The sequence below is a fragment of the Marinobacter sp. SS5-14b genome (assembly GCF_030541005.1).
Taxonomy (GTDB): domain Bacteria; phylum Pseudomonadota; class Gammaproteobacteria; order Pseudomonadales; family Oleiphilaceae; genus Marinobacter.
This window is the reverse complement of record NZ_JASSVM010000001.1, coordinates 18,814-44,443: the sequence shown is the minus strand read 5'-3', so window position 1 is coordinate 44,443 and position 25,630 is coordinate 18,814. Positions and strand designations below refer to the sequence as shown.

Here is a 25,630-nt window from a genome sequence, read left to right as displayed (position 1 = left end):
CTTGACGAGGTGCATTTCACAACGGGGCCCAGCGGCGTCCGATCCAAGTCTTTTCCATTGGGGCTTCGTCTCCACTCCAAGGCTACCCGTGTTGATAGCGCCAGACCGAAACGAAGACACGGAGCGTCCTCCTGAAAACAAGAGGTCTAACCCGATACGTTTGCTGATGCTCATATTTGTTATCTGAAACAGAGAAAGCCCGGTTTGGCTGTGGCAACCTATGCGAACGGTGTACTTCAGGGAAGAATAGTATTTATGTCAGGAAAAGAGTGTCGTGAACAAAGTCCACAAACAATTTCCATAAGTCGGCGAAGCCCTGTTCTGGGCTTTAGTGTGTCATACAAAAAAGTCATTCCAATCCCCGGCCTGAAACCAAAGTCCCGTGAGGAGCTGGGATATCCGGGAGTTGGCCGTTGGACGCGCAGTGCGCAGGCAACAGGCTCAAAGATTCAGTATCTTGTCGGGCTGTTTTTTCTGCTGTTGCCACTGATTGTCTACGCGGTAACGCTGGGCAACTATTTCCATCCAAATTTGTTGTGCGGTCCGTTTTTCGGCATTTGCATGCTTTCCTCTGGACTGAACACCACCCGGAAACTGTTCAAATACGGCGCCACGCTACTTAAGCTGGACACGGAACCTGAGGTCGGTGGCAACGCTTCAGGAATCATACGTTTCCTGAAGCCTCTGCGAGGGAACCAGTCAATAGACGTGGAGGTGAAGCTGGCTTGTTATGAGAAAGACGCAATCAAGAATGGTGATTATTCGTCGCGTGACGCCGAATACTGGAGCATAAAGCAGCAGATCCGGGTGAAACCCGAAGGCAGGGAGCGTGTTGTGCTGTTCAGTTTTGATATACCTTCAGGACTGCCCGTTAATGACTTTCCATGTTATTACTGGCGACTGGAATTGCGGGGAACGCATGGTCAGAAAAGCCTGTATCGCTCCTGGCGCATGCCGATCGACTCCACCAATAGTGACCGCTCCGAATAGGACTGAGAGGCCGCGCGGAGTGGTGATTTGCCCCTCCCCCGGAAATACCGGAGAAAAGTGCGGGGTATGTGAAGTGGTCAATGAAACCGCATAGACAACAAGGAGGTACCGCCTTGAAAACCATAGGCCTGATCGGCGGAATGAGCTGGGAGTCAACTCAGACGTATTACCGGCTAATAAACCAGAAAGTCAGAGACGAACTCGGCGGGCTCCACTCGGCAAAACTCGTTCTCTACAGCGTGGATTTTGCCGAGATAGAAGCATTGCAACACCAAGGGGATTGGGAAGCGACAGCGGACATACTTGGCTCTGTCGGGCGGTCAGTTGAATCGGCAGGCGCCGACTTTCTGGTTCTCTGTACGAACACGATGCATAAGGTCGCCCCCGAGATTGAACGGGCGGTGAGCATTCCCCTTCTTCACATTGCAGACGCCACCGCCAAAGTCCTCAAAGAGGATGGGGTCACCTGTGTGGGGCTGTTGGGCACACGATTTACGATGGAGCAGACGTTTTACCCGGGTCGCCTCCAGGATCACGGCATTCGGGTTGTTGTGCCAGATGAGCCCCAGAGAGAGTGCATCCATTCTGTGATTTACACGGAATTGTGCCGGGGGGTGGTCAAGCCTGAGTCAAAACGCGCGTATCTGGACGTAGTGACATCATTGGCTGAGCGTGGTGCTCAAGGCGTCATCCTGGGGTGCACGGAGATCGGGCTGCTGATTCAGGGCTCGGATACCAACGTCAAACTCTATGACACCACAGAAATACATGCCGAACAGGCGGTTCAGCTTGCCTTGGGACTAACCCCGGTTCCTGGTCATTTACGGCAAACATAACTCCCCATGGTGCGCCTCCCCCACATAGAACGCCGGTTTGGTTCCGGGAAACGCCCAGAAAGGCGTCATTTCCGAGGAAGGAAACAGGTTCGGGAAGCGCGGGTCTCTCAGTGAGGGGCCGGCAATGGTTTTCTCCTGCACCATGGAGATGTACTGGTCGATGGAGTTCTCCAGGGTGTTGCCGTTTATGATGACTTCCGCGCCAAGCGCTTTGGCGTAATCGGCCACGCCGCTGGCACTGGACAGGTGCGGCGCATAGGCGTCCACACTCACTCCGTTTTCACTGGTCACCCAGAGTCCTTCGTCGGTATGCACAACGATGGAATGGTTGCCTTCGGTATGGCCGGGGGTGTGCACCAGCGCCACGCCGTCGCCCAACATGACGGAACCGTCAAACTGGATGACTTTGCTCTCGGCAATGCCAGCGATGCCGTTGGGGCAGTACCAGTCCGCCTGGTAGGGGTTCAGATCCTGGGTGGAAGCCCATTCCCGCCAGTGCACCAGCAGTTTGGCATTGGGGAAAACGGCGGGCTCGGTACCCGTGCCTAACCAGCGGCGCAGGTCCTGGGTGTGCAGGTGGTCGTAGGTGATGTAGTCGATGTCTTCCGGCTTCAGGCCGATGCTGGCAATGATCTCCGGAACGGTGCTTTGCCTCTGGGTGATCAGTTTGGTGAGAAAATCCGGGTTCTTGTCCTGCAGGCGTCGGAAGAACGGCGTTTCGCCGCCCCTTTCGTGGTCGGAGGGTGAAACCAGCAGGGTCTTTACACCGTCGGGGGTGTCGAACTGCACCACAAACAGGCGATTCTGGATGTGCATGAATTCCACCCATTTTTCCCGGGAAAAGGCGTTGCGCAGGCCGAAACGGGAGGGGTAAGGAACCTTGATCAGATCAAACGAACGAAAGTAGCGAGCCTTGGGCCCGGCCAGCATGGCGGCACGGAAGGTTTCTGCTGCAGCGCGTGTGTCTTCCACCCGGGCCTGCTGGCCGTAGGCGTTGCGCGACCGGTCAAAATCGGTGATTTGCTTGAACGTGGTCATATGTCTTTTCTCCCTGCGTTCATCAGAAGTTGTCGGAACTAAAATTCTTGCGGCCGCGCTTAAAGGCGCGTCGGGTCATGTGCAAAAAGAAGCCGGGCATGACGTTGCAAACCTTACCCACGATGCCTTCATGCCAGGGTAAGAAACACTCCAGCGGGCGTTTCGCTAGTACCGGGCCCAGGATTGTTTCAGCCACTTCTTGCGTGGTGAGCGCCCGCTGCCCGGAAAAGGTCAGCGCGGCATTGTCATCGCCCCGCTGCTGTTCCAGCATGCCGGTTTTGACCGGGCCAGGGCCCACCAGGGTGACCGCAATGCCATGGGGACGAAGATCACCGGCTGCGGCAATGCTGAACCCCCGCACCGCAAACTTGCTGGCGGCATAGATGGTCGTGCCTGGTGTGGCATACAGAGAGGCGATCGAGCCGACGTTGATAATGTGGCCTTTGATACCTTGAGCGATCATATGTGCGGCAATGGCGTTGGCACCCAGAATGGCACCCTGCACATTCACGTCCAGCATCAGGCGAACGTCCTCACTCTTGATATTGCCCGTGCGCCCGCTTCGCAATACGCCGGCCACATTCGCCAGCACGTCGATGGCCTGGTCTTCACTCTCAAGCTTGCGGACCAGGCATTGCCACTGGGCGTCGTCGCGCACATCCAGAGCTTCGCAGCGCACGGACGGCTGGTTTTCCCAGCGCTGCTTGAGCGCCGTAATATCCACATCGGTCGCGATAACCTGATGCCCTTTATGAACCGCCAGCTCAGTCAGGCTGGCACCGATACCGTTGGCTGCGCCGGTCACCAATAGCTGCATGTTTCCATCCTCGTAACCCTGTTGTTGTAGGCCTACTTTGGCGAAATGGTGAGCGACTTGCTTGACAGGGCCTGCCATCAATTTAACACTTTACGCCAAATGGATTGACGGATATCCAAGATGCCCATGAATGCTCCCCATCGACGCCGCATACCGGCCAGTTTCGCTTTGGCTTTGTACGAGTACCTGGACGCAAAGGGGCTGGATAGCGATGCATTGCTGCCACAATCCCGGCCCTCGACAGATATCGCCTTGAATGCCGATCTACCCATCGATGACTGGCGTCGGCTGCTAGAGTGTGCAGCAGGCCACCTGAATGACCCGCTACTGGGCCTCCATCTTGGGCAGACTCTGAGCCTCCGCCACGTTGGAGTGCTGGGCTATGTGATTATGGCGTCGCAGAATCTGGGGGACGCGCTGAATCGCCTGAACCGGTATCAACGGCTGGTCTACGACGTGACCCCGATGGCAATCAGGGCCAACGGTGGTGGAGTAGAGCTTGTCTGGGATGCCGAGCATGGCCGGCCGGGGCCGCTGGTGGATGAGACCGCGATCACGGCGCTGGTGCACCTGTGCCGGGGCCTGACACGCCCAGGGTTTGCGCCGGCTTATGTTTCTTTTATCAACCCGACGCCCGCCGTTATCGGTGAATACACGGAGTTTTTCGGCTGCCCGGTCGAGTTTGAGCAAGTGGATACGGTGATACGTCTGGATGCGCAAACTCTGTTGGAGCCTCTTCAAACGGCAGATCCGGCCATGCTCGCCATTCTGGAGGATCAGGCGGACGCCCTGCTTGCGCGCCTGCCGGATCAGTCACCCTTGATTGATGAGGTGCGCCGTCGCATTGGGCGACTGCTACCTGAGGCCAGTCCGGAGATTACCTGTGTTGCCGAAAGCATGGACTTGTCTGTGCGTACCCTGCAACGCCAACTCACGGCCGCCGGCACCAGCTTTCTGAAAGAGGTGGCGGCGGTGCGCCAGGAAATTGCGGAACGCTATCTGCGCGAAACCCGCCTGGGGCTGGTGGATATTGCCTTGCTACTGGGCTACTCCGAACACAGTGCATTCACCCGCAGTTTCATCCGCTGGACGGGTATGACACCGCAGGCATATCGGCAGCGGCATGGCTGAGCGTTAAACAGAGCGTCGGTTTATTTATCCTGATCCGGGGCCGCGATTTTGACGGCCCGATACGGCTCACCCTGCTCCGTCTGAAGCTGATAATCGTAAGCCGCCTGCAGACCGGTTTCGTCCTCACCCTCTTCTTCTGAGCCCTGTTCAAGGGACCGCGGGTACAGCGGCGAAAGCAGTGCCGCCAGAATGCCAATGGCCGCAAACATGGCAAACGCATCCGCGTAACCGAACTCGTTCACCAGCATACCGACAATCGGCGAGCCAGCGGCCTGGCCCAGCGATACGGCCATAAAGGGCAACACCGGCCCCATCGACAACCGGCCGGGTAACAGGCGGATACCAGTCATCAGGTACAGTCCGGTCAGGCTCATATAGGCCAGGCCAAACACCAGCGCAGAAAACACAGCAATCATCAGGTTGCCGGGGCTGGCTGCCAGCAGCGCCAGGCTTGCAGACAGCATCATCAGCATCAGCGCCTGGGTGATGGGTGGGTTATTGCGATCGGCAAGGTCTGCAACCACCGCACCGCCCAGGCCAGCAATGCCCACACCCAGCCACAACCAGCCGGTGGCACCCGATGGCAAATCACCGAGGGTAACCGCCATATCGGGTGCGAAGATCCAGTACGCCGAGGAAACAAAGCCCATAACAAAGGCAAACAGCGAGAGCCGAAGCAGGCGTATCCACTGCAGGGTACTGATCGGAATGGGCGGCGCTGCGTTCGCTGGCGTGACCCTGGACACCGACGGGATGAAATACCAGGTTGCCAACACCCCGATAACCGCCAGCACTGCAAACGAGAAATAAGCATAGCGCCAGGCACCGGCCAGGAACAGAACCGCGGGCACCGCAACGGCCACCCCCACGCTGGTGCCGGCGTTCATCACCGAACTCACCCGCCCATGCAAGGAGCGTTTTACCAGCGCCTGCATGGCGGCGGTCAGTGCCGGCATCATCAAGCCCGTGCAGATACCGCAGGCGAAGACGCCCGCTCCCAACGACAGAACACCCGACGCCTGGCTGATCAATACCAGGCCAACCGCACCAAAACCGCCCGACAGTACCGCCGTGTTGCGGGCACCCAAGCGATCCGCCGCCAGCGGCGCGACCAGGGTCGCCAGAACAAAACTGATGAGAGGTAGCGCACCGATGATGCCGATCATGTCTGCCGACAGTTCCAGCTCTGCCCTGATCGGCGGTACAAACAAACCAAACGCAAAGCGAGCCAGTCCGAAGCTGATCGCGATCAGGGCCGCACCCAGAAGTGCAAACGCGGTACTTGAAGGAAACCTCATGTCACCTCCGCCCGGCACGCCCGACGGTCGTCAGGGTGCAGGTACTTTAGTGTCTCTTTACGCTTTCAACATGAGTCAGCATAGACAAGAATCAACGCATCAGCTTGATGATTGGTCTTATCCGGGAACAGGCGGGCAACCAAGCAGGGTATACCGGGTATGCCCTGCACCGGCATAAAGACTATAATCACGGCCCGAGCCAGACCCACTCTCCTTTTGCACTCCAAGTCCCAGGCCTATTACTGTGAGCACCCCCCATCGAAGTAAGAAAAGCCACGCCCGGCCAGTACGCAAGGGGCTTCACCCTAGAAATGTGCACAACCAGGGCTATGACTTCCCTGCTCTGGTTAAAAGCCACCCCGCACTCGCCCCCCATGTGAAACCCAACGCGCACGGCAATCTGTCCATCGATTTCGCAGACCCAGTGGCAGTAAAAACCCTCAACGCCGCGTTATTAAACCGGCACTACAACGTTGTCGATTGGGATATCCCGGAAGGCGCGCTCTGCCCGCCAATACCGGGCAGAGCGGACTACATCCATTACATCGCGGACCTTTTAGGTTCCGGGCTCGATCAGCCCGGCATCAAGCTGCTTGATATAGGCACTGGCGCAAACGGAATCTACCCGCTACTGGCGTGCCAGATTTACGGGTGGCAGTGTGTCGGCAGTGACATTAACACCGAGTCGCTTGCCAACGTTGCCAGGATTATCGCCAACAACCCCGCACTCAAAGACCGCTTCACGCTGCGCACGCAGCACGATAAAAACCACATGTTTGAAGGAATCATTCAAGCGGGTGAGTTCTTTGACGTCAGCGCATGCAACCCACCCTTCCATGCCTCGCCCGAGAAAGCATTGAAAGGGAGCCAACTTAAACTGAACAACCTGGCCCGCAGTCGCGGTGAACAAAAAGCAAACACCCAATCCCCCACGTTGAATTTTGGCGGATTGGGCGCAGAGCTTTGGTGTAAGGGGGGCGAACAGCTGTTCCTTAAAAAGCTGGTAAAGGAAAGCCAGGTGTATTCAACTCAATGCCGCTGGTTTACCAGCCTGGTGTCCAAAGCTGACACTGTTAAGCCCTTAAAAAAGCTGATTCGCAAGCTCGGCGCCGTTGATGTACGGGAAATAGAGATGAAACAGGGCAATAAAGTGACAAGAGTATTGGCCTGGACGTTCATGTGAGCGCAGCGCTGGCAGGTTTTCCCAAAGCAAACTGGTAAGCGGTTTGACCCGAGAAGCCTGCCTGCGTGAACCCGGATTACTTCGCCGTCGCCACCTCCTGCTCAGAGACGATTCCCGTGGTAACAAACTGCTGCACTACGGATGCAATGGTGGGGTCCCTGACAATTTTCCGATGCCCCAGATCATTGGCAGACCAGACTGTCGCGCCCGACAGGGTCCGCTTAATGGTCGCAACCGCCTCGTAGGGTATCTCGCGATCGTTGCGGGCGTGCACCAGCAACGGGGCGGGAGTGTGGCCCGCCATCAGCCGCGCCACATCCAGGTCGCGGGCGGACCGCCCGACTTCGCGTTCCACATGGCGAACGAAGCGCTTTGTGCAGCCGGTCGACAATCCCATAAAATTGCAAAATGCGATCAGCGTGTCGTACAGGCACGCCGGGGACGAAACCAACGCATAACGCCCCAGGTTCGCCCCCGCCTCCCGGGCAATGGCCAGCGCGACCGCGCCCATAGAATGACCGACGGCGCCATCAAAGGGCCCCAATTCCCTGTCGGCGGCGACAATCGCCTGAGCGAAGGCTACCGGGCTGGTGCGCTTACCCTTGGACCGGCCATGAAGGGGTGCATCGATGGCAATCACCTGACAGCCATCGGCAGCCAGTGCCGACGCCAACCCGTACATTTGGGTAGCCCGGCTTTCCCAGCCATGCATCAGCAGTATTTTCCGTTCGCCGCTTCCCCAGCGGATTGCGCTCAGGCCATCGCCAAAGCCGAAGCGTGTGCCTTGCTGCTCTGCCTCCTTTTCCCACTCCTTTAACGGAAAGGTCCTGGGGCTCAGGAACAACCGAGCATTGTCCCGAACCACTTTCTCGGGCATGACCATTCCCAGGGCCCGGTTCTTCATGCGTATTAGCGTGATGCCGTTCATAACGATTTCCTTTTGTTGGTGTTTTAAAGAGGATCAAAAGGCGGTTTCCCAGCCCAACAGCAACCGGTCTGTGTCCCGGAACTGGCCGAACGGACCTGCCCTGTCACCAAAAAAAACATCGGCCCCAGCCCATATTTCCCAGTGGTCAGTCAGCTGATAGCTGACCTTTCCCCGCACCTGTCCATCCTGGTAGTCCTGGTTGAGCAGAGCGAACAGCTCAGTCTCCAGAGTTTCGTTCCACGACTTCTTTTTCAGCAGGAGGGTGTGGCGCAAGGTGGTACGCTTGCGGACAATCCGGTCGTCATAGTCCGTTAACGTGCTTTGGAACCACTGGTAGCTGATCATCCAGTTGGTGATACCGTGATAATCCAACCCGACCACTGACGCGACTTCCGGCGTGTTATGGATGCCTCGGTTCTCAAGATCCGAACGCACCTGATATGAATCGCTGATGCCGCCAAGCTCAAGGCGTAGCACCAGATCTCCGAACGCGTTGCTGGCCGTGATACCTGCCAGGTGGCTGCGTTCATAGGTAGGCGCCACCCTCACCTGGCCATTGGCAAACGCCCGGTAGATCACCGGGTTGTCCTGGAAGTAATAGAAATAGTTGGTTGAAAGGTCCCACCCATTCACAAACGCCGACCAGCGCACTCCGGTTTCGAGGTTGCCCCCGGCGGGCCGGCGGGTCCGTTCGACGGTTACCGGCACGCCGGTTGCCGGAGCGGGTACTAACTCAGGACTCGTCATTTCAAACGTACTCCCGGGGTCTGCCAGTTCGTTAAACGTCAGATCCGGAATGACCAGCAGCTGAACGGACGAGTCCACGCCGGTGGGTATTTCGAGATTCAGCATGGAAGTGGGTATGCGGGAGTCTTCAAAGTCAGGCAGATTGAACTCCCGCAGGCTCTGGGGGTTAATCACGTCAAGTACTTTCAGGCCGTCAGCCTGCCCCCAAACCACCTGCTGTTTACCCAGCCGCATACTGCCCCAGCCAAGGTAGTGGTCGGTGTAGGCTTCGGCCAACTCGAGCCGAATGCTTGGATTCTCCTCGATCGGCCCGTTAATGCGGGAGTAGTTATCTGGTCGTCGAGTGTCGGTGTCCAGGGCATCAGCCAGATCCATTCGGCCCCGAGGTATCACGGTAAAGCTTGTCGTTTTACCAAGAGAGCCTGTCCATTCCAGATCAAGCACCGCCTCGGTCTTGCCGATATCACCGCGCTCCCATTCGTAGGCGGCCTCGGTGGTCAGTTTCGCCCGCACATCCGCCAACGCCGATGGGTAAGAAAGGCTCAACACCGAGCAAGCGAACACCCAGCGTATCCGATTGAGAAATAGTGGCGATGACATGGCTTACAGTCCTTTGACCAGTGCCCGGGAGGTAAAGAGCCTGTCACGCACTGCGGTCTGATAATCCACATCTGAGAACAGGAACCGGGAGCGGTGTCCGGTCAGGTGGTTTTCAATATCCAGCTGATGCCTGGTCCAGATACCATCCACCTGCCGGATGTCTGACGCCCTGTAGGTTTTCAGGCGATTGCCCTTCGGGTCCCAGAATTCGTTTTTGACCACAACCCAGTTGTCGGTATTGACCCACAACCGGGTTTTGCCATACCCCAGCTCATCGGCGATCTCTTTGGTCTTTGGAATGGCCTCCACATGCAACACGTCGATCACTTTACCGTCGACTTCAAGAGTGCCTTGTCCATCGACGGTAAAGGTGTAGTCATCCCTGTCCACGCGACCGGAGAGCTTGATGTCTTCGTAGGTAAAATCTGTTCCCAGGAAGTAATCTCCCCGGTTAGATGCGGAAATGCGACGCACTTTTCTCAAGGCCGGCAAGTAGAGCCACTGGTCGTCATCCTTGTCGGCATCGGGATAATCGTACGTGAGAAACGCCGTCCCCCTTACGTTAGCGGGCTCCTTGAAGAACAGGACGGTTTTCTTCTCTTGCCCGAAGTACTTGCGGTAACTGGTCACATGGCGCTTCCGCTCCTTACCGCTTGAGTCCGTCAGGATCATGGCCATTTCACTGGTCGCATGTTGGCCTTCGTCCACCGCGTTGATGCGTTGCGCAACCTCACTACCGTCCGAGAGTTGGTCATTTGCCTCGGCCGGGGCCGTGCCGATCAATCCGGCAGCGCCAATTGCCGCCAGCATCAGGATCGGAAGCAAGCCGTTCACCGAGCCCAGCACACTGGCAGGGCGCTGCTGCGTTTCGCTTTGGGTAGCTGCCTTGCCAAAGATGAATGCCGGCCGGACCACCATCACCAACGCCGGCAGCAGGGTTATCGCGGCCAGGAAACTCATGGTCACAGACAAGACCACCACCGTTCCGAAATGGGTCAGGGGCACAACCTTGGAGCTGATCAAAACACCAAAACCAAAGGCAATGGCCAGGTAGTTAAACAACAACGCCCGGCCTGTGGAGGTGTAGAGCTCGGCCAGTAACGTCGTCATATCTGCGACGCCCTCTTCCACCAGCGTCTTGATGCGCTCCAGGGTGTGGATGGAGAAGTCGATTCCCAGTCCGATCGCCACGGAGGCAAACATTGAGGTGCCAATACCCAGGTTGATGCCCAACAGCACCATCGCCGAGTAAACCACGAGGATTGAACACACCACTGGAACCGCCGCCATCAGGCCCGCCGACAAGGATCGGAAAAGCAGGGCGGAAACCAGGCACACAAAAACCAGCGCCACAATCACCCCCAGGAAGTGGCTCTGCCCCAGGTCTTTTATCCAGTGGTAATTAACATTAACCCGACCACTTAACGTTGCGCCCGCCTTATCGCTATCGAACTGGGTATCGATGTAGCTCTGAAGCGCTTCAATCACTGGGCGGGTGGCGACAAACTCTGCGGTATCGAGATGCAGCCGGATATTCGCCAATCGGTAGTCGTAATCAATCACTTCCTCGAAGTCCGATGGATCACCACTGGCGGCGTAGAGTAGAAAATACTGAGCCACCAGAGCGTCGCTTTCCGGCAGGGCATAGAAGTCCTGCCGGCCCTCATTGAGGGACTTGTTCATCTGTTTCAGATAATCCACCACCGATACCGAGCCATTCACGTGTGGAAGAGTCTCGGCATAGGCCTGCAGCGCTTCGACGCGACGCAACACCTCAACATCAAAAAGGCCTTCCACTTTCGGCGTGGTGATAACGATATCAAGGGTATTGGTGCCATCCAGATGCTCATTGATCCGCTTGTCCGCCTGGTAAAGGGGCTCGTCGGCATGAAAGGTGTTGATGCGGTTTTCATTGACCTGCAACTGCGTAGTCAATGCAATTCCAACCAGCGCCAACGCGGAAAACACAGCGATCGTAACCGTCGGTCGACGTGTCGCCAGGCGACCCAATACGTTCACACCACGGGAAAAGACATCACGCCGACTGTTACGCTCCAGCTCAACCCAGCGCTGGCTGACCGTGGGCTTGAACAATCGGATCAATGCAGGAAGGACAAAAATCGAGTAGAGCCACGCCACTAGGACGCCAAACGCGGTAAACAGACCGAAGTACTCGAACGGAGGCATGTAGGACGACGCATACAAACCGAGAAAGCCGGCGATGGTGGTCAGCGTGGTCAGGGTGACCGGTCGAAACATGACCAGAACGGCCTCTTCAATACAATCTTGCAGCGACCTGTCGGGGTTTTTCGCCTGGCACTCGTAGTAGTGGCTGAGGATATGGATGGTGTCGGCCACCGCGATACCGATCAAAATCACCGGCATGGCGTTGGTGATCACGAAAAAAGGCACGCCGCTGTAGGCCATGAATCCGACCGTCATCAACACCGATGCCGCAATAACGGCATTGCCGAGTAACGCCGGAAGCAATCGGCGAAACGCAATGATCAGCATGATAGTGATGATCAAGCCCGCCATGGGGTTCAGGCGACTGGCATCACGATCAATATAGTGCCCCAGGAAGCCAAGGACAGCGCCTTCTCCTGCCACGTGAATACTGACAACAGGATCGAGTTCAATCGCATCCGTCAGCGCAACAATAGATTGGTAAGCTTCCTCTGCCAGTTCATCATCGTAGAGCTCAGCAACGATGACAGTCATGGCATCGTCATCCGACACCAGCATGCCGTGGTATAACGGAAAATCACCCACGGCTTTGCGAACAGCCCCAGGGCTGCCGCCATCCTCCAGGAGCTCCAGGAAAGGAGTGACTTCAAGTCCATCGGGTACGCCGACAATGTTGCTTTCGGTGGCAAGGCTGATGGTGCGCGCCGCGTTGACGCTGTCTAACTCGTTGACCTGATCGGTCAGGTTGGCGACCAGTTTCAGGGTTTCAAGGCGAAAAACACCCTCTGTCGATAGATCTTCAATGGCAATGACCAGGGGGTCACTCAATCCAAAGATCTCCTGAACTTTATTCTTATAGAGCAGTGCCGGGTTGTCCTCCTCCAGAAAGGCATCTGCACGGCTGTCCTTATAGATTTTGGTCAGGCCACTGGCCAGGCCAGCCATTAAGAGCAACCCGAGGATCAACACCATCCATGGGCGCCTTACACCAATCAGTACGATATTTTCCTTCATCTTGTTGTCCTCACGTCGTTACATGTATATGCATCCTTATAGATGTATATGCATGTATCTGTCAAATTTTTACTGTAATTTGATGACGGCGTCGGCAACGTCCAGCAACTGGCCACTGAGCTCAGCTCCGAGTTTCTCGGACACGCTTTCCTGAGCGAGCGTCCACTTTTTCAGGGCCTTGTTGAACAACTCGATACCGTCATCGGTCAATGACACCAGAGTTACTCGTCGGTCCTCAAGGCTTGGTGACGTGGCGATATAACCGGAACGGATCAAGGGTCGCAGATTGCGGGTGAGTGTTGTCTGTTGCAGTACCAGAACTTCCTGCAGGTCTTTCTGGGAGGTTTGCTTCATGTAGAAGAGTGTACGAAGGATCGAAAACTGGGCAATGGTCAGCCCCAGTTCACGCAGATAACTGTCGTAATGATTGGTCAGTACGCGATTCGCCTGCCGCATTTTCAAGTTAAAACAAGGCTTTATTTCCACACCCCCCTTCTCCCTGTCGCGAAATAGTCGACCTAATATAGCAGCTTCAACATGAAAACTCCCCGCCGCACGAGCAAACTGCCTCGACAGGGAGCAAGAGGACCAATAGACAAGAACAGAAATCAGCCGGGGGCAGCCTTCATCCGCTCCGCCAGTTCATCGTCCAGCGCGTTGGCTCGCTTGGCAGCGGCGCCAGGTTCTTCTCAGGAAACTTGCCTGCCAGATAGGCGCAGATTGCAGCCACTTCGGTCAACAAGACAGAGCCATGCCTGATCGCGGGCCTACGGGTGACACGCTTGCTTAACTGCACTCAAAACTAAAAAGCCCTTACTGCGCGGGCAGACAAGGGCTCTTGGTCAAGCTAAAACAGGAACGCCAACGACTTATTTGGCGCTTTTAACCGCTTTTCTTCGGGAGACGGTGATACCCGCAAGGCCCAAGCCAAGTAAAGCGAGAGTGCCGGGCTCAGGCACCGTTGCTGCTTCACTGTAGTCCGTCTTACCAGAGCCGAACATAGCCTCCTGACTGAGAGTATCGAATCCGACTTTACCCGACATGAATGCTGTGTCAGCAATGCTAGCCGAAAAAATCGTAGACTCGCCTTGCTTGATACTGGCAAAGATATTGCTGCCGGACCGCCCAACCTCAAAGTCGTAAGCAACACCACTACTCCATGTTGTGGCATCCGAAGCCAGGATTGTTCTGACACCACCGACTTCCTTATAAAGACCAATACCGTTAAAGCTATAGGTGCTGCCTAAACCACCACCATTCCATCCGAGGCCGTAAGAATTATTGCTGTCCTGCCAGCCAAAGACGACGCCCATATAGTCGTTATCGTTAATACCTTTGACGAGCGTGCTGAATGTGAAGTTACCTGCAGACTCAAAGTCACTTACCAATGCTCCGTTATAATTTCCACCATTGGTAATGGCATTTCCAGAAGCACTCCAATTCGCATTATTTGTAATATCGTAGACAACGGTTTTTTCTGAACTCCAATCAGCAATGATGTCACTTTCGCTGATGAGTGCGGCCTGAAGTGATGACCCGACCAATGATGCGCCAACGAACGCAGCTACTTTTTTTATTAGAATATCCATAACCTTAGATGTTCTCCGATACTTATAAGTTTAATACCATGTTCGGTAGTGTATGCTTCCCGAGCCGGCACAAAACCGCAAAGATCATTCCACAACAAAAAATAGCTATGCTTTACACTGTGATAATTTATATCAAAAACACCACCTGTAAATAATTTCGACACATATTAACAAGCTCTCGGCCCTCTGATTCACCCGTCGGTCACCCCAGGTTCTTTCGCATGAACTTCTGAATCTCCCCCACAATCCCACTGCGGAACGCCAGCACGGTCAGCACAAAGATGCCGCCAAGGATCGGGTCAACCCAGTCCCGTAATGGCCCCTGGGACAACTGGTATTCCACGTTGACCACAAAGGTGGAACCGATCACCGGGCCAAGCAGTGTGCCCAGGCCACCCACCAGCGTCATAAGGATGACTTCACCCGACATATGCCAGTGGGCATCGTTCAGCGAGGCGAGCTGGAATACCACCGACTTCAGTGAGCCGGCCAATCCGGTCAGCCCGGCGGAGATAACGAAGGCCAGTATTTTGTAGCGGTCCACGTTGTAACCCAGTGACACGGCCCGGGGTTCGTTCTGCTTGATGGCTTTGAGCACCTGGCCGTAGGGGCTGCTGACGATTCGCTGCACCAGCAGGTAGCAGGCGATGAACACCGTCAACACGAAGTAATACATGTTCATGTTGTCGGACAGATCAATCACACCGAACAACTCGCCTCTGGGAATACCGTGCAGACCGTCTTCGCCGCCAGTGAATTCTGACTGCACGAAGAAGAAGTAGACCAGCTGGGCCAGCGCCAGCGTGACCATGGCAAAGTAAATTCCCTGCCTGCGAATCGACAACAAGGCGAACACAAGCCCCAACGCCGTCGCCACCAGGGTGCCGGCAATGATCCCCATTTCGGTCGTGAGGCCAGAGTAGTTGCTGAGCAGGTAACCAGTGGTATAGGCGCCGCTGGCGAGAAACGCCGCGTGGCCAAACGACAGCAGGCCGGTGAAGCCAAACAGCAGGTTAAAGGCCACTGCAAACAATGCGAAGCACAGGATTTTCATCAGGAAAACCGGGTACAACGCGAAAGGTGCTGCCAACAACAAAAGCAGCAAGGCGCCGTTAAGCAGCATTTTTCTGCGGTCCTGTGACTTTTGCTGTTCTAGCATGGCCTTGTGAACGTCAGCGGAATTGATGGGCTGGCTCATCATTATGCCTCCTTACCGAACAGGCCGTTGGGTCGGAACATCAGCACCACCACCATGACCAGGAAAATGACCGCGGAGGATGCGGGCGGATAAAAGGTTTTGGTCAGGCCCTCTATCACCCCCATCAAAATGCCGGTGATGATTGCCCCGCCAATAGAGCCCATACCCCCGATGACCACCACGGCAAACACTACGATCAATGTCGTCGAGCCCATGGTCGGTGTGACCGAGTAAATGGGGGCGGCAAGCACGCCGGCAAACGCCGCCAGTGCCACACCAAAGCCGTAGGTCAGGCTGACCAGCAGCGGCACGTTGATGCCAAAGCCCTGCATCAGTTGAGAATCTTCCGTACCCGCCCGGAGATAGGAGCCAAGCTTGGTTTTTTCGATCATAAACCAGGTGCCAAAGCACACCAGCAGCGCCACCACAATCACCCAGGCGCGATAGTACGGTAGGAACATGAAGTCCAGGTTGAAGCCGCCCTTGAACACATCAGGCATGGCGTAGCGCAGACCGGAAACGCCGTAGATATTGGTGAGCACACCCTGAAGAATCAGCGCCACCCCGAAGGTGAGCAACAGGCTGTATATGTGATCCTGCCCGGCAATACGCCGTAGCAGGAAGTATTCGATTAGTACCCCAAAGACGCCCACCAGCAAGGGCGCAAGAAACAGCGCAACCCAATAGTTGACGCCCAGAGCGTCGAACAGAACAACCGTCACCAGAGCACCGAGCATATACATGGCGCCATGGGCGAAGTTGATGATCTTCAGCAGGCCGAAGATGACTGCGAGACCCAGGCTTAACAGGGCGTAGAAGGCGCCATTGATGATCCCGATCAGGAGCTGGCCGAGAAGCACAGCAAGAGGGACGCCGAAAATCATGGACATGGGTTTAACTCCACAAGCAGCACGTACGTTGGTATTGAGCGTGTTGGCCCGGCGGTTTGCGGGGCGCACCCTGCCCTGTTGCGGGGTGCGCCACAGCAACCGTCAGCCTCAGTTGTTGACCAGTTTGCACTTGCTCTCGGAGAGTGGGCGGTAGGCTTCATCGGCCGGGATGGTCCGCAGAATCTTGTACAGATCCCATTCGTTCTTGGACTCCTCGGGCTTTTTCACTTCCGCCAGATACATGTCGTGCACCATCCGGCCATCCTCACGGATGCGACCGTTCTTGGTGAACATGTCGTTGATGGGTGTGTCCATCATCTGCTTGCGCACAGCTTGAGCATTATCAGAACCCGTCGCCGCCACAGCGTTCAGGTACTGCAGGGTGCTGGAGTAGATACCGGCGTGCACCATGGTAGGCCGTACACCGGTTTCTTTCATGAACCGGTCTGACCATTCGCGGGTCTCGTCGTTCATGTCCCAGTACCAACCGGTCGTGAGCTGGATGCCCTGAGCGGTGTTGACACCCAGTGCGTGTACGTCGGTCAGGAACAGCAGCAGGGCTGCCAATGTCTGGCCGGCCTGAGTAACGCCGAACTCACTGGCGGTGGTGATGGCGTTGGTGGTGTCTGAACCCGCATTGGCCAGGCCAACCACATCCGCGCCGGAAGCTTGGGCCTGCAGCACGAAGGATGAGAAGTCCTGGGTCGGGAACGGATGGCGCACAGAACCTACGATTTCGCCACCGTTGGCTTCCACTACACGGGTGACATCGGCCTCAAGAGCATGGCCGAAGGCGTAATCCGCAGTCATCAGGTACCAGCTTTTACCGCCCTCTTTCACCACGGCACTGGCGGTGCCGTTGGCCAGCGGATAGGTGTCGTACACATAGTGAATGTGGTTGGGGGTACAGTGCTCGTTGGTAATGCTGGAGGCGGCAGAGCCGGAGACAATGCCCAGCCGGTCGTTTTCCTCGAGAATCTTGCTGACCGCGATGGTGACTGAAGAAGCCACCATACCGGCCACCATATCGACCTTGTCGTTCTCTACCCAGCGGCGAACGGTGCTGGAAGAAGAATCCGGGTTGTTGCGATCATCGGCGCTGACCACTTCAATAGTGGCGCCATTTACCTTGCCACCGAAATCCTTGATGGCCATTTCCAGAGCCTTGAGGCCGTTAGGGCCGGCCAGATCACGATAGGTACCAGACATATCCGCCAGGTAGCCAATCTTTACCGTGTTGTCGGAAATGGCTGCCTGAGCGCCACCCACCATCAGGGCTGATGCAACGGCTGAGGTCAGAAGCTTTTTGGTCATTGTCATTGTTGTATCTCCGCTACTGTCTTGCGTTGGTTCGTGTTGTTGTTGGTTTTGTTGCTTTCGTTCTATCCGGAGATCAGACCCCCAAATAGCCGTCCAGCACCGATTGTTTAGCACTCAGTTCATCGGCGCGGATTTCTTCCACGATCTGCCCATGCTCAACCACGTAATGCCGGTCAGCCAGGGGGGCTGCAAAGTGGAAATTCTGTTCAACCAGGATGATGGTCAGGCCCTTGTTTTTCAGAGCCATCAGCACCTCGCCCAGCTTCTCGACAATCACCGGGGCCAGCCCTTCGGTGATTTCATCCAGCAAGAGCATGTTGGCACCGGTGCGCAGGATTCGGGCCATGGCCAGCATTTGCTGCTCACCACCAGACAGCTTGGTGCCCTGGCTGAACCGACGCTCATACAGGTTGGGAAACATGTTGTAGATTTCTTCCAGGCTCATACCACCGCTGCGTACCACGGGCGGCAGCGTAAGGTTTTCCTGGACGTTGAGTGAAGAAAAAATGCCCCGGTGTTCGGGGCAATAACCCACACCCAACCTCGCAATATGATGCGGCGCGCACTTCATGGTTTCTTCGCCGTTGATCATGATGGAGCCGGTACGGCGACCCACCATGTTCATGATGGCCTTGAGCGTGGTGCTGCGACCGGCACCGTTGCGCCCGAGCAGGGTGACCAGTTCGCCCCGTTTAACCACCAGGTCAATGCCGTGAAGAATGTGCGATTCACCGTAGAAGGCGTGCAGCCCAGACACCCGAAGCTGTTCGTAGTCTTTCTGAGAGTTCTGGGTCATTGCGCCGCCTCCGCCTGCTCTGCAGGACTGCCACCGCGCTCGCCGCTGCCATCACTGCCCATATAGACTTCGCGCACTCTTGGGTCGGCAGACACTTCCTGATAATCGCCCTCCGTCAGCACGGCCCCCTGGGCCAGCACGGTAATGCGATCACACAGTTTGCTGACCACGCTAAGATTGTGCTCCACCATCAACACGGTGCGGCCTTCGGCGGCCTTGCGTACCAGTTCCACCACCCGGTCGACGTCTTCCGAGCCCATGCCCTGGGTTGGTTCGTCCAGCAGCAACAGCTTTGGCTCCATCGCCAGAGTGGTCGCCAGTTCCAGCGCCCGTTTGCGGCCATAAGCAAGTTCAACGGTGGTGGTATTGGCGAATTCGGTCAGGCCCACGGACTCGAGCAGTTCCATGCAACGCTGGTTGAGCTTGTTCAGGGAGTTACCGGATTTCCAGAAGCTGAACGACGTGCCCTCTGCGGCTTGCAGAGCCACGCGGATATTCTCCAGCGCGGTCATATGGGGAAATACAGCAGAAATCTGGAAAGAGCGAACGATGCCCTTGCGGGCAATGGCGGCGGACTTCAGGGCGGTGATGTCTTCACCCTGATAGAGAATCTGGCCCCGTGTGGGGCTCAGGAACTTGGTCAACAGGTTAAACACCGTGGTCTTGCCGGCACCATTAGGGCCGATCAAGGCGTGAATATTGCCCTGACGGATCTGCAGGTTGACGTTATCAACCGCCACAAATCCTTTGAATTCCTTGACCAGGTTACGGGTCTCGAGAACGAACTGTTCACTCATGAGCCACTTCACCTTTTGTTATTGTTGTATTTCTCAATTAGCCTACAGATTAGATTGACGTATACGTAAACGTCAATAAATAACTGCGTTATTTTTCCGGCGGTATGGAATAGGTCATGGTGGAATGTGCGACCGGCTCTTCCACACCTTCGGAATACACAAAAACCTCACCTACGCCCATGGTGCGACCCACCTTGAGCATAGTCGCCCTGGCCCAAATAGGCGCATGGGCGACGGGCTTTCTGAGAAAGTTAATGTTCAGGTTGGCAGTCACCGCCAGCGGCACCAGGCCAATCCGGCTGAGCAGCGCGGCGTACATGGTCACGTCCGCCAGCCCCATCATGGCGGGGCCAGCTACCGTACCCCCGGGCCGAAGATGCTCTTCGTCCACGTCGAGTTTCATTTCGGCCCAGCCATCGCCCAGTTTCTGCAGGGTGCCGTAGGAGGCCCCCTGCGGAAACTGTACCTCAAGGAAATGGCTCAACTCCTCAAAGGTAATCTTCATGCACCGGCTTCCTCCTGGGCACGATTGCGCAGCACAAACCGCTGGATCTTGCCGCTGGGGGTCTTCGGCAACTCGTCTACAAATTCGATTTCCCGAGGGTAAGCGTGGGTCGACAGACGGCGGCGAACCAGCTCCTGGAGCTCCTCTTTGAGCACGGCATCGTCCGCAGGCTCCTGGCCGGCCTTGATGACGACATAAGCCTTGATCACCGAACCCCGCTTTTCATCTGGCTTGGCCACCACGCCGGATTCTGCCACCGCTGCGTGTTCCAGCAGTGTGCTTTCCACATCTGCAGGGCCTACCCGGTAACCGGCGGTGGTGATGATGTCGTCGTCTCGTCCGCTGAAGGAGAAACTGCCGTCGCCGTGGCAGGTCACCATATCGCCGGTCAGGTAATAGCCGTTCACAAACGGATCTTTCTCGCCCCAGGTGTAGCCATCAAAATGGAACAGCGGAGAGGCCTGAATATCGACCGCCAACTGGCCGTTTTCACCTTCGCCCACGACTTCGTTCTTTTCATTCAGAGCAACCACCTTGTGGCCGGGGGAGGAGTACCCCATGGCACCTTGTCGTACCGGATGTTCCAGGCCGTGGAAGTTACAGCAGGTCATACCGGTTTCGGTCTGGCCGTAATGATCTTTCACCGGACAGAAGTGGCGCTGCTTGATCCAGTTGACCACCTCTGGATTCAGGGGCTCACCGGCACTGCTACATACCCGCAGGCCCAGGTTCTCGCCTTGCGGCAACACACTGTCGTTGGCCTTCAGCAAGCGGTAGGCGGTGGGTGCGGCGGCCAGGTTGGTGATCCGGTATTTGCGGATCATGGCGTAGGTGGATTCCGGGGTGAACGGGTTGGGGTTGAAATGGGTGGCATGGCCCATCAACAGCGGCCCGGTGACGGCGTAATACAAACCATAAGCCCAGCCTGGATCGGCCACGTTCCAGAACACATCGTCTTCACGCAGGTCGATGGCGTATTTCATGTAAACGTAGAATGCCAGCAAGGCTTTCGCGGGCACAGCCACCCCTTTTGATTTGCCCACGGTGCCGGAGGTGAACATCTGCAGAAATGGATCGTTGCCGGTGATCATGGCCGGTTCGAACTGATCAGACTGCTGCGCCATGGTCTGATCGAAATCGGGCACATCCGCTCCGGTCGCAGCGGCATTCACACATAACACCGGTGGGCAGTTATTGACCTCGGTGAGCTTGGGGTAGTTGTCCGGATCGGTAACCACCAGTTTGGTGCCGGCCCGTTCCAGGCGGTATTCAATGGCGCCAGAACCAAAAGCTGTAAACAGTGGCTGGTAGACCGCGCCCAGGCGAAGTGTTCCGGCGATCACGACCAGCAGCTCCGGCCCTCTTGGCAACAAGGCCGCCACGCGGTCGCCCTTGCCCACGCCCAGGCTTTGAAGGTAATTGGCAAACCTGGCAGAAGCCGCTTTGAGCTCGGCGAAGGTAAGCGCACCGTCGCCACCGTCGGTCGTTTCGTAGTACAGCGCCACCTTTTGGGGGTCTGTGGCCCACTTGTCGCAGATTTCATGGCACACGTTCAGGCCGCTGTCGAGGCGACCGTCCAGAATCTCCGCTTCCAGAGCGGCCACATCAAAGTTGTTGTACACCTCGGCGTATTGCGGAAGGCTCATTGTGAACTCCTGTTATTGTTGTCTTCAGCTGCACAAGATTTAGACAAGGTTTAGCACACGTTTCACTTTACGTAAAGGTAAACTAAAGGCTAATAAAAAGGGGCAGCTCAAGCTACCCCTCTGTAATTAATCCGGTTTGTAAAGCCGCTGAATGCTTGAAAAATCCAGCTCTCCGTTGCCCTGCCCCGCATGCAGTTGGAACAGGTTGCGGGCCAAAGAGCCCATGGGAATGGACGCCTGACTCTTCACCGCATTATCAAACGCCAGCCCGAGGTCCTTGGTCATCAGATTAACAAGAAACCCGCCCTGGTAATCCCGAGACGCCGGCACCCCTTCCATCACACCCGGCCAGGGGTTATACACGTTCAGCGCCCAGTTACCACCGGAGCTCTGTTTCATGATTTCCGACAGTACCGCAGGGTCCAGGCCATTTTTCGCGCCCAGGGCCAGGGCCTCGCTGGTGCCGGCCATCAGGATGGCGAGCAGCATGTTGTTGCAGATTTTCGCCACCTGCCCGGCGCCATGGGGGCCGGCGTGGAAGATGTTCTTGCCCATCCCCTCAAGAATCGGCCTGGCCTTGTTGAAGGTACTTTCTTCACCCCCGCAGATGAACGTCAGGGTGCCGGCCTTGGCCCCGCCCACACCGCCGGAGACGGGTGCATCAATGAATTCCAGATGCTTGGCGGTGGCCGCTTCTGCCACCTTGCGTGCGGTTTCCGGAGCAATGGTGGAAGAGTCAATTACCAGGGTGCCGGCTGGCAGCGCCTCCAGCAGTCCGTCGTCACCCAGATAAACCGCTTCTACATGCATGCCCGCGGGCAGCATGGTGATCACGCATTCAGCGCCTTCCGCTGCCGCCTTGGCAGACTCGGCGGTTTTCGCCCCCTGTGCGACCAGTTCGTCAACAGCGGTTTTGGAGAGATCAAACACCGTGACCTCATTGCCGGCCTTGACCAGGTTGGAGGCCATGGGCCCACCCATGTTGCCCAGGCCGATAAAGGTGATTCGTGCCATCGTTGTTCCCCTTATTGTTTTCGTTCAGCGAAAGAAACTGTCTATCCATTGCGGCTCAATCTGCCCTAGCGAGGCATAGCGCCAGCGGGGCTGCATGTCTTTATCAATCAGCAATGCCCGGATGCCCTCGGCAAACTCACCTTTGCTCAGGCAGTTATGAGACATCACCAGTTCGTTATCCAAAACCTGCTTCAGGCTGTGGTGGCGGCTGCGGTAAAAGTGCTGCCACATCAGCGCCAGCGAAGTGGGCGAGGCATTGCCGATGCCTTTGGTGGATTTACCCAGCCAGTCGTCACGGGCGCTCAGTTCTTTAAGCTGGCTGACCACTTGCTCCGGCGTGTCGGCATCGGTCGCCCGGTTAATGTCATCCAGATGCTGGCGCACGGGCGAGTCCGGCAGGGCATCCTGGCTTTGTTGCTCAAACCGCCGGAGCACGCTTGAGATAACCGAATGAGCATTACCTGCCAGCCAATCCGACGCTTTCAATGCCTCAACCACATCATTCTTGAGGTCATGCCTTACAAATCGATCCGCCATGCCCACAAACAAGGCATCTGCGCCGTTCATTCTGGCGCCGGTCAGGCCCAGAAACAGGCCGGCACGCACCGGCATACGGTTAAGAAACCAGCCGGCACTGACATCCGGGTACAGTCCGATACTCACTTCCGGCATGGCCAGTTTGGAGTGTTCTGTGACTACCCTGTGGGATGCCCCGACCATCAACCCGATGCCGCCACCCATGGCAATGCCATTACCCCAACAGATGATCGGTTTGGGGAAGGTGTGTATCTGATAATCCAGCTCGTATTCCTCGCTGAAAAAATGCTCGCCGTCGCCCAGTTTGCCGGGCTCGGTCATGCTGCGGTACAGGGCGACAATATCTCCGCCCGCGCAGAAGGCTTTGTCGCCTTCGGCTTCCAGCCAGACCGCACACACTTTGGGGTCGTCAGCCCAGCGCTGTAGCTGGGGCTTCAGCAGATGGATCATGTCCATCGACAGCGAGTTGAGGTTGCGGGGTGTGTTCAGGCGGGCCACCGCAATCACTTTGTCGCCGGCCGCCTGCCATTCCTCGAATACCATCGGTTGGTCGCTCATAACTGCCTCGCCTGTTACCGGTTCTTCCACTCGGGTTTGCGCTTGTCGAGGAACGCATTAACGCCTTCTTTCTGGTCCTCGGTGTGGAACAGTTCTACGAACAGCTCCCGCTCCATCCGCCAGCCATCACTGTGGCTGCGACCCTCCCGGGCACTCATCACCAGCTGTTTGCAGCGGGCAATGGAGGACGGGCTTTGTTTGCAGGCGCCCTCCGCCAGTTGCAACGCTTTTTCCAAAGCCTGGCCGGAGGGAACAACCTCCTCCACCAGGCCGATCTGCAACGCTTTGGCGGCATCCACCCGCTCGCCGCACAGAATCATGCGCTTGGCCCAGCCTTCACCCACCAGCCAGGGCAGGTTCTGGGTGCCACCGGCGCATGGCAGCAGGCCGACACTGGCTTCCGGCAGTGCCATCTGGGCATGCTCTTCGGCAACGCGGATGTCGCACGACAGCGCGCATTCCAGGCCGCCACCCATGGCGTAGCCGTTGATCGCGGCAATGGAAACGCCCCGGAAGGCGGTCAGGGCCGCGAAGGCTTCACCAAAACGCTGGGCCATTTCGTTGGCCATGGCCCGGTCGCCGTCGGCAAAGGTTTTGAGGTCGGCTCCGGCGGAGAAGAACTTTTCGCCCTGCCCGGTCACTACCAGGGCAAAGATATTCCGATCCTGGTTGAGTTGTTCAACCGTCTTGGCCAGAGCCGCCAGAGAGTCGGCCGTCCAGGTGTTGGCCGGCGGGTTGGCAATGGTGATGATCGCGATGTGGTCGCGTTTCTCGAGTTGAATCAGGTCACTCATCATAGATTCCTTGTGTAAGTCGTTGGCCGATTACTGGATGGCTTCGGCGACGCCATCGTCCAGCAGCCGGCGGGCAATGATCAGACGCATGATTTCGTTGGTACCTTCCAGGATCTGGTGTACTCGAAGGTCTCGCACATAGCGTTCCAGCGGATACTCCCGGATATAACCATAGCCGCCATGCAGCTGAAGGGCTTCGTTCACCACCTCAAAACAGGCGTCGGTGGCGAAGCGCTTGGCCATGGCACAATGCAGAGTGGCTTCCGGATCACCGCTGTCCAGTTTGAACGCACCCAGGCGCACCATCTGGCGTGCAGCCACCAGGTTGGTCGCCATGTCCGCCAGTTTGAACTGCAGCGCCTGAAACGCCGCCAGCGGTTTACCGAATTGCTGGCGTTCATGCAGGTAATTGCGGGCCCGCAGCAGCGCCGCCTGGGCGCCGCCGAGTGAACAGGTGGCGATGTTCAGACGGCCACCGTCCAGGCCTTTCATGGCAATGGCAAAGCCGTCGCCTTCTTGCCCTACCCGGTTGGTGGCCGGAATGCGCACGTCTTCCAGCGTCACCAGGCGGGTTGGCTGGCTGTGCCAGCCCATTTTCTCTTCGTTCTTGCCGTAGGACACACCCTCGGCATCGGCCGGAATCACAAAGGTCGAGATTCCTTTGGCCCCACTGTCGGCATCGCCGGTCCGGGCCATCAACACCAGAATATCGGTGGCGCCGGCGCCGGAGATGAACATCTTGCTGCCATTAATCACATAGCTGTCGCCGTCCCGTACTGCGCGGGTACGCAGGTTGGCCGCATCCGAACCGGCCCCCGGTTCGGTCAGGCAGTAGGACGCCAGCCATTCGCCGCTGGCGAGCCGGGGCACGAAGGCCTGCTTCAGATCATCAGTCCCAAAGCTCGCCACCATCCAGGTGGCCATGTTGTGAATCGTCATGAAGGCGGCCGTGGAGGGGCAGGCCATGGCCAGCTCTTCCACGATCACCGAGGTATCCATGCGAGACAGGCCCATGCCACCCAGGGCTTCCGGGGTATACATGCCCATGAAGCCCATCTCCCCCGCGGCTTTCATAACGTCAACCGGGAAGATGTGTTCGGCATCCCATCGCGCCGCGTGGGGCGCCATGGATTTTTCTGCGAAAGCCCGGGCCGCAGCCCGGAACGCCAACTGGTCTTCCGTCAGGTTAAAGTCCATCGCTTGGCTCCTGCTTGTCC

The 25,630-nt window shown here is 56.9% G+C and carries 23 protein-coding genes; 4 read left to right on the top strand and 19 right to left on the bottom strand.

Annotated elements, in window-relative coordinates; all coding sequences use genetic code 11:
- Positions 1-255: 255 nt before the first annotated feature.
- Together QPL95_RS00215 and QPL95_RS00210 are read left to right on the top strand one after the other, a co-directional pair.
- A complete protein-coding gene (locus QPL95_RS00215; RefSeq protein ID WP_303288997.1) occupies positions 256-990 on the top strand; it encodes a hypothetical protein in 735 nt (244 codons plus the stop codon).
- Positions 991-1,103: 113 nt separating this feature from the next.
- Positions 1,104-1,826 carry an aspartate/glutamate racemase family protein gene (locus QPL95_RS00210; protein ID WP_303288995.1) on the top strand — a complete coding sequence of 241 codons (723 nt, stop codon included), beginning with the start codon at positions 1,104-1,106 and terminating at the stop codon, positions 1,824-1,826.
- Here QPL95_RS00210 and QPL95_RS00205 read toward each other — a convergent pair.
- Together QPL95_RS00205 and QPL95_RS00200 are read right to left on the bottom strand one after the other, a co-directional pair.
- Positions 1,812-2,864, bottom strand: a complete 1,053-nt coding sequence (locus QPL95_RS00205; RefSeq protein WP_303288993.1) for a hypothetical protein — start codon at positions 2,862-2,864, stop codon at positions 1,812-1,814. The two genes, QPL95_RS00210 and QPL95_RS00205, sit on opposite strands and share 15 nt — an antisense overlap.
- A gap of 22 nt (positions 2,865-2,886) precedes the next feature.
- Positions 2,887-3,759 (bottom strand): SDR family oxidoreductase, encoded by an 873-nt coding sequence (locus tag QPL95_RS00200; RefSeq protein WP_303288991.1) that lies wholly within the window; start codon positions 3,757-3,759, stop codon positions 2,887-2,889.
- A gap of 42 nt (positions 3,760-3,801) precedes the next feature.
- On the opposite strand from QPL95_RS00200, the gene QPL95_RS00195 reads away from it, so the two are divergent.
- Positions 3,802-4,812, top strand: a complete 1,011-nt coding sequence (locus QPL95_RS00195) for an AraC family transcriptional regulator (protein WP_303288989.1) — start codon at positions 3,802-3,804, stop codon at positions 4,810-4,812.
- Between the two features lie 20 nt (positions 4,813-4,832).
- Here QPL95_RS00195 and QPL95_RS00190 read toward each other — a convergent pair whose 3' ends face one another.
- A complete protein-coding gene (locus QPL95_RS00190) occupies positions 4,833-6,110 on the bottom strand; it encodes a nitrate/nitrite transporter (protein ID WP_303288987.1) in 1,278 nt (425 codons plus the stop codon).
- Between the two features lie 244 nt (positions 6,111-6,354).
- Between QPL95_RS00190 and rlmF the strand changes: the two genes are divergently transcribed.
- Complete coding sequence (rlmF, locus tag QPL95_RS00185; protein ID WP_303288984.1) at positions 6,355-7,293, top strand: 23S rRNA (adenine(1618)-N(6))-methyltransferase RlmF; 939 nt, start codon at positions 6,355-6,357, stop codon at positions 7,291-7,293.
- 76 nt (positions 7,294-7,369) lie between these two features.
- On the opposite strand, the gene QPL95_RS00180 is transcribed toward rlmF, so the two are convergent.
- The 16 genes from QPL95_RS00180 to QPL95_RS00105 form a co-directional block, all read right to left on the bottom strand.
- The gene (locus QPL95_RS00180) at positions 7,370-8,221 is read right to left on the bottom strand and encodes an alpha/beta fold hydrolase (protein WP_303288982.1); all 852 of its coding nucleotides are present in this window, start codon (positions 8,219-8,221) and stop codon (positions 7,370-7,372) included.
- A 33-nt stretch (positions 8,222-8,254) separates the two neighbouring features.
- Positions 8,255-9,568, bottom strand: a complete 1,314-nt coding sequence (locus QPL95_RS00175; protein WP_303288980.1) for a DUF1302 family protein — start codon at positions 9,566-9,568, stop codon at positions 8,255-8,257.
- A gap of 3 nt (positions 9,569-9,571) precedes the next feature.
- Positions 9,572-12,769: an outer membrane lipoprotein-sorting protein gene (locus tag QPL95_RS00170; protein ID WP_303288978.1), complete on the bottom strand. Its 3,198-nt coding sequence runs from the start codon at positions 12,767-12,769 to the stop codon at positions 9,572-9,574.
- Positions 12,770-12,838: 69 nt separating this feature from the next.
- On the bottom strand, positions 12,839-13,255 hold the full coding sequence (locus QPL95_RS00165; protein WP_303288976.1) for a MarR family winged helix-turn-helix transcriptional regulator: 417 nt from the start codon (positions 13,253-13,255) through the stop codon (positions 12,839-12,841).
- 383 nt (positions 13,256-13,638) lie between these two features.
- Complete coding sequence (locus tag QPL95_RS00160; RefSeq protein WP_303288974.1) at positions 13,639-14,358, bottom strand: PEP-CTERM sorting domain-containing protein; 720 nt, start codon at positions 14,356-14,358, stop codon at positions 13,639-13,641.
- 202 nt (positions 14,359-14,560) lie between these two features.
- Positions 14,561-15,556: a branched-chain amino acid ABC transporter permease gene (locus QPL95_RS00155; RefSeq protein WP_303288972.1), complete on the bottom strand. Its 996-nt coding sequence runs from the start codon at positions 15,554-15,556 to the stop codon at positions 14,561-14,563.
- A 2-nt stretch (positions 15,557-15,558) separates the two neighbouring features.
- Entirely contained in the window at positions 15,559-16,446 is an 888-nt protein-coding gene (locus tag QPL95_RS00150) for a branched-chain amino acid ABC transporter permease (protein WP_303288970.1), read from the bottom strand.
- Between the two features lie 108 nt (positions 16,447-16,554).
- Positions 16,555-17,766 carry an ABC transporter substrate-binding protein gene (locus tag QPL95_RS00145; protein ID WP_303288968.1) on the bottom strand — a complete coding sequence of 404 codons (1,212 nt, stop codon included), beginning with the start codon at positions 17,764-17,766 and terminating at the stop codon, positions 16,555-16,557.
- Between the two features lie 73 nt (positions 17,767-17,839).
- The gene (locus QPL95_RS00140; RefSeq protein ID WP_303288966.1) at positions 17,840-18,562 is read right to left on the bottom strand and encodes an ABC transporter ATP-binding protein; all 723 of its coding nucleotides are present in this window, start codon (positions 18,560-18,562) and stop codon (positions 17,840-17,842) included.
- Positions 18,559-19,359, bottom strand: a complete 801-nt coding sequence (locus QPL95_RS00135) for an ABC transporter ATP-binding protein (protein WP_303288964.1) — start codon at positions 19,357-19,359, stop codon at positions 18,559-18,561. Before QPL95_RS00135 ends, QPL95_RS00140 begins: the two co-directional genes overlap by 4 nt.
- A gap of 88 nt (positions 19,360-19,447) precedes the next feature.
- The gene (locus QPL95_RS00130; RefSeq protein ID WP_303288962.1) at positions 19,448-19,864 is read right to left on the bottom strand and encodes a PaaI family thioesterase; all 417 of its coding nucleotides are present in this window, start codon (positions 19,862-19,864) and stop codon (positions 19,448-19,450) included.
- Entirely contained in the window at positions 19,861-21,510 is a 1,650-nt protein-coding gene (locus QPL95_RS00125) for an AMP-binding protein (protein WP_303288960.1), read from the bottom strand. The genes QPL95_RS00130 and QPL95_RS00125 overlap by 4 nt, the downstream gene beginning before the upstream one ends.
- Before the next feature lie 126 nt (positions 21,511-21,636).
- The gene (gene mmsB, locus QPL95_RS00120) at positions 21,637-22,524 is read right to left on the bottom strand and encodes a 3-hydroxyisobutyrate dehydrogenase (protein WP_303288958.1); all 888 of its coding nucleotides are present in this window, start codon (positions 22,522-22,524) and stop codon (positions 21,637-21,639) included.
- Between the two features lie 24 nt (positions 22,525-22,548).
- A complete protein-coding gene (locus tag QPL95_RS00115) occupies positions 22,549-23,619 on the bottom strand; it encodes an enoyl-CoA hydratase/isomerase family protein (RefSeq protein WP_303288956.1) in 1,071 nt (356 codons plus the stop codon).
- Positions 23,620-23,633: 14 nt separating this feature from the next.
- On the bottom strand, positions 23,634-24,413 hold the full coding sequence (locus QPL95_RS00110; RefSeq protein ID WP_303288954.1) for an enoyl-CoA hydratase: 780 nt from the start codon (positions 24,411-24,413) through the stop codon (positions 23,634-23,636).
- 30 nt (positions 24,414-24,443) lie between these two features.
- Positions 24,444-25,610, bottom strand: a complete 1,167-nt coding sequence (locus QPL95_RS00105; RefSeq protein WP_303288952.1) for an acyl-CoA dehydrogenase family protein — start codon at positions 25,608-25,610, stop codon at positions 24,444-24,446.
- Positions 25,611-25,630: the final 20 nt, after the last annotated feature.

Bases quoted from the DNA above. Each gene is read 5' to 3' on its own strand.
- QPL95_RS00200 (WP_303288991.1), bottom strand. From the start codon at position 3,759: ATGGCAGGCCCTGTCAAGCAAGTCGCTCACCATTTCGCCAAAGTAGGC.
- QPL95_RS00140 (WP_303288966.1), bottom strand. From the start codon at position 18,562: ATGACCCAGAACTCTCAGAAAGACTACGAACAGCTTCGGGTGTCTGGG.
- QPL95_RS00125 (WP_303288960.1), bottom strand. From the start codon at position 21,510: ATGAGCCTTCCGCAATACGCCGAGGTGTACAACAACTTTGATGTGGCC.
- QPL95_RS00180 (WP_303288982.1), bottom strand. From the start codon at position 8,221: ATGAACGGCATCACGCTAATACGCATGAAGAACCGGGCCCTGGGAATG.
- QPL95_RS00175 (WP_303288980.1), bottom strand. From the start codon at position 9,568: ATGTCATCGCCACTATTTCTCAATCGGATACGCTGGGTGTTCGCTTGC.
- QPL95_RS00215 (WP_303288997.1), top strand. From the start codon at position 256: ATGTCAGGAAAAGAGTGTCGTGAACAAAGTCCACAAACAATTTCCATA.
- QPL95_RS00190 (WP_303288987.1), bottom strand. From the start codon at position 6,110: ATGAGGTTTCCTTCAAGTACCGCGTTTGCACTTCTGGGTGCGGCCCTG.
- QPL95_RS00205 (WP_303288993.1), bottom strand. From the start codon at position 2,864: ATGACCACGTTCAAGCAAATCACCGATTTTGACCGGTCGCGCAACGCC.
- QPL95_RS00105 (WP_303288952.1), bottom strand. From the start codon at position 25,610: ATGGACTTTAACCTGACGGAAGACCAGTTGGCGTTCCGGGCTGCGGCC.
- QPL95_RS00170 (WP_303288978.1), bottom strand. From the start codon at position 12,769: ATGAAGGAAAATATCGTACTGATTGGTGTAAGGCGCCCATGGATGGTG.
- QPL95_RS00145 (WP_303288968.1), bottom strand. From the start codon at position 17,766: ATGACAATGACCAAAAAGCTTCTGACCTCAGCCGTTGCATCAGCCCTG.
- mmsB (WP_303288958.1), bottom strand. From the start codon at position 22,524: ATGGCACGAATCACCTTTATCGGCCTGGGCAACATGGGTGGGCCCATG.
- QPL95_RS00115 (WP_303288956.1), bottom strand. From the start codon at position 23,619: ATGAGCGACCAACCGATGGTATTCGAGGAATGGCAGGCGGCCGGCGAC.
- QPL95_RS00160 (WP_303288974.1), bottom strand. From the start codon at position 14,358: ATGGATATTCTAATAAAAAAAGTAGCTGCGTTCGTTGGCGCATCATTG.
- QPL95_RS00195 (WP_303288989.1), top strand. From the start codon at position 3,802: ATGCCCATGAATGCTCCCCATCGACGCCGCATACCGGCCAGTTTCGCT.
- QPL95_RS00135 (WP_303288964.1), bottom strand. From the start codon at position 19,359: ATGAGTGAACAGTTCGTTCTCGAGACCCGTAACCTGGTCAAGGAATTC.
- QPL95_RS00110 (WP_303288954.1), bottom strand. From the start codon at position 24,413: ATGAGTGACCTGATTCAACTCGAGAAACGCGACCACATCGCGATCATC.
- QPL95_RS00155 (WP_303288972.1), bottom strand. From the start codon at position 15,556: ATGAGCCAGCCCATCAATTCCGCTGACGTTCACAAGGCCATGCTAGAA.
- QPL95_RS00130 (WP_303288962.1), bottom strand. From the start codon at position 19,864: ATGAAGATTACCTTTGAGGAGTTGAGCCATTTCCTTGAGGTACAGTTT.
- QPL95_RS00150 (WP_303288970.1), bottom strand. From the start codon at position 16,446: ATGTCCATGATTTTCGGCGTCCCTCTTGCTGTGCTTCTCGGCCAGCTC.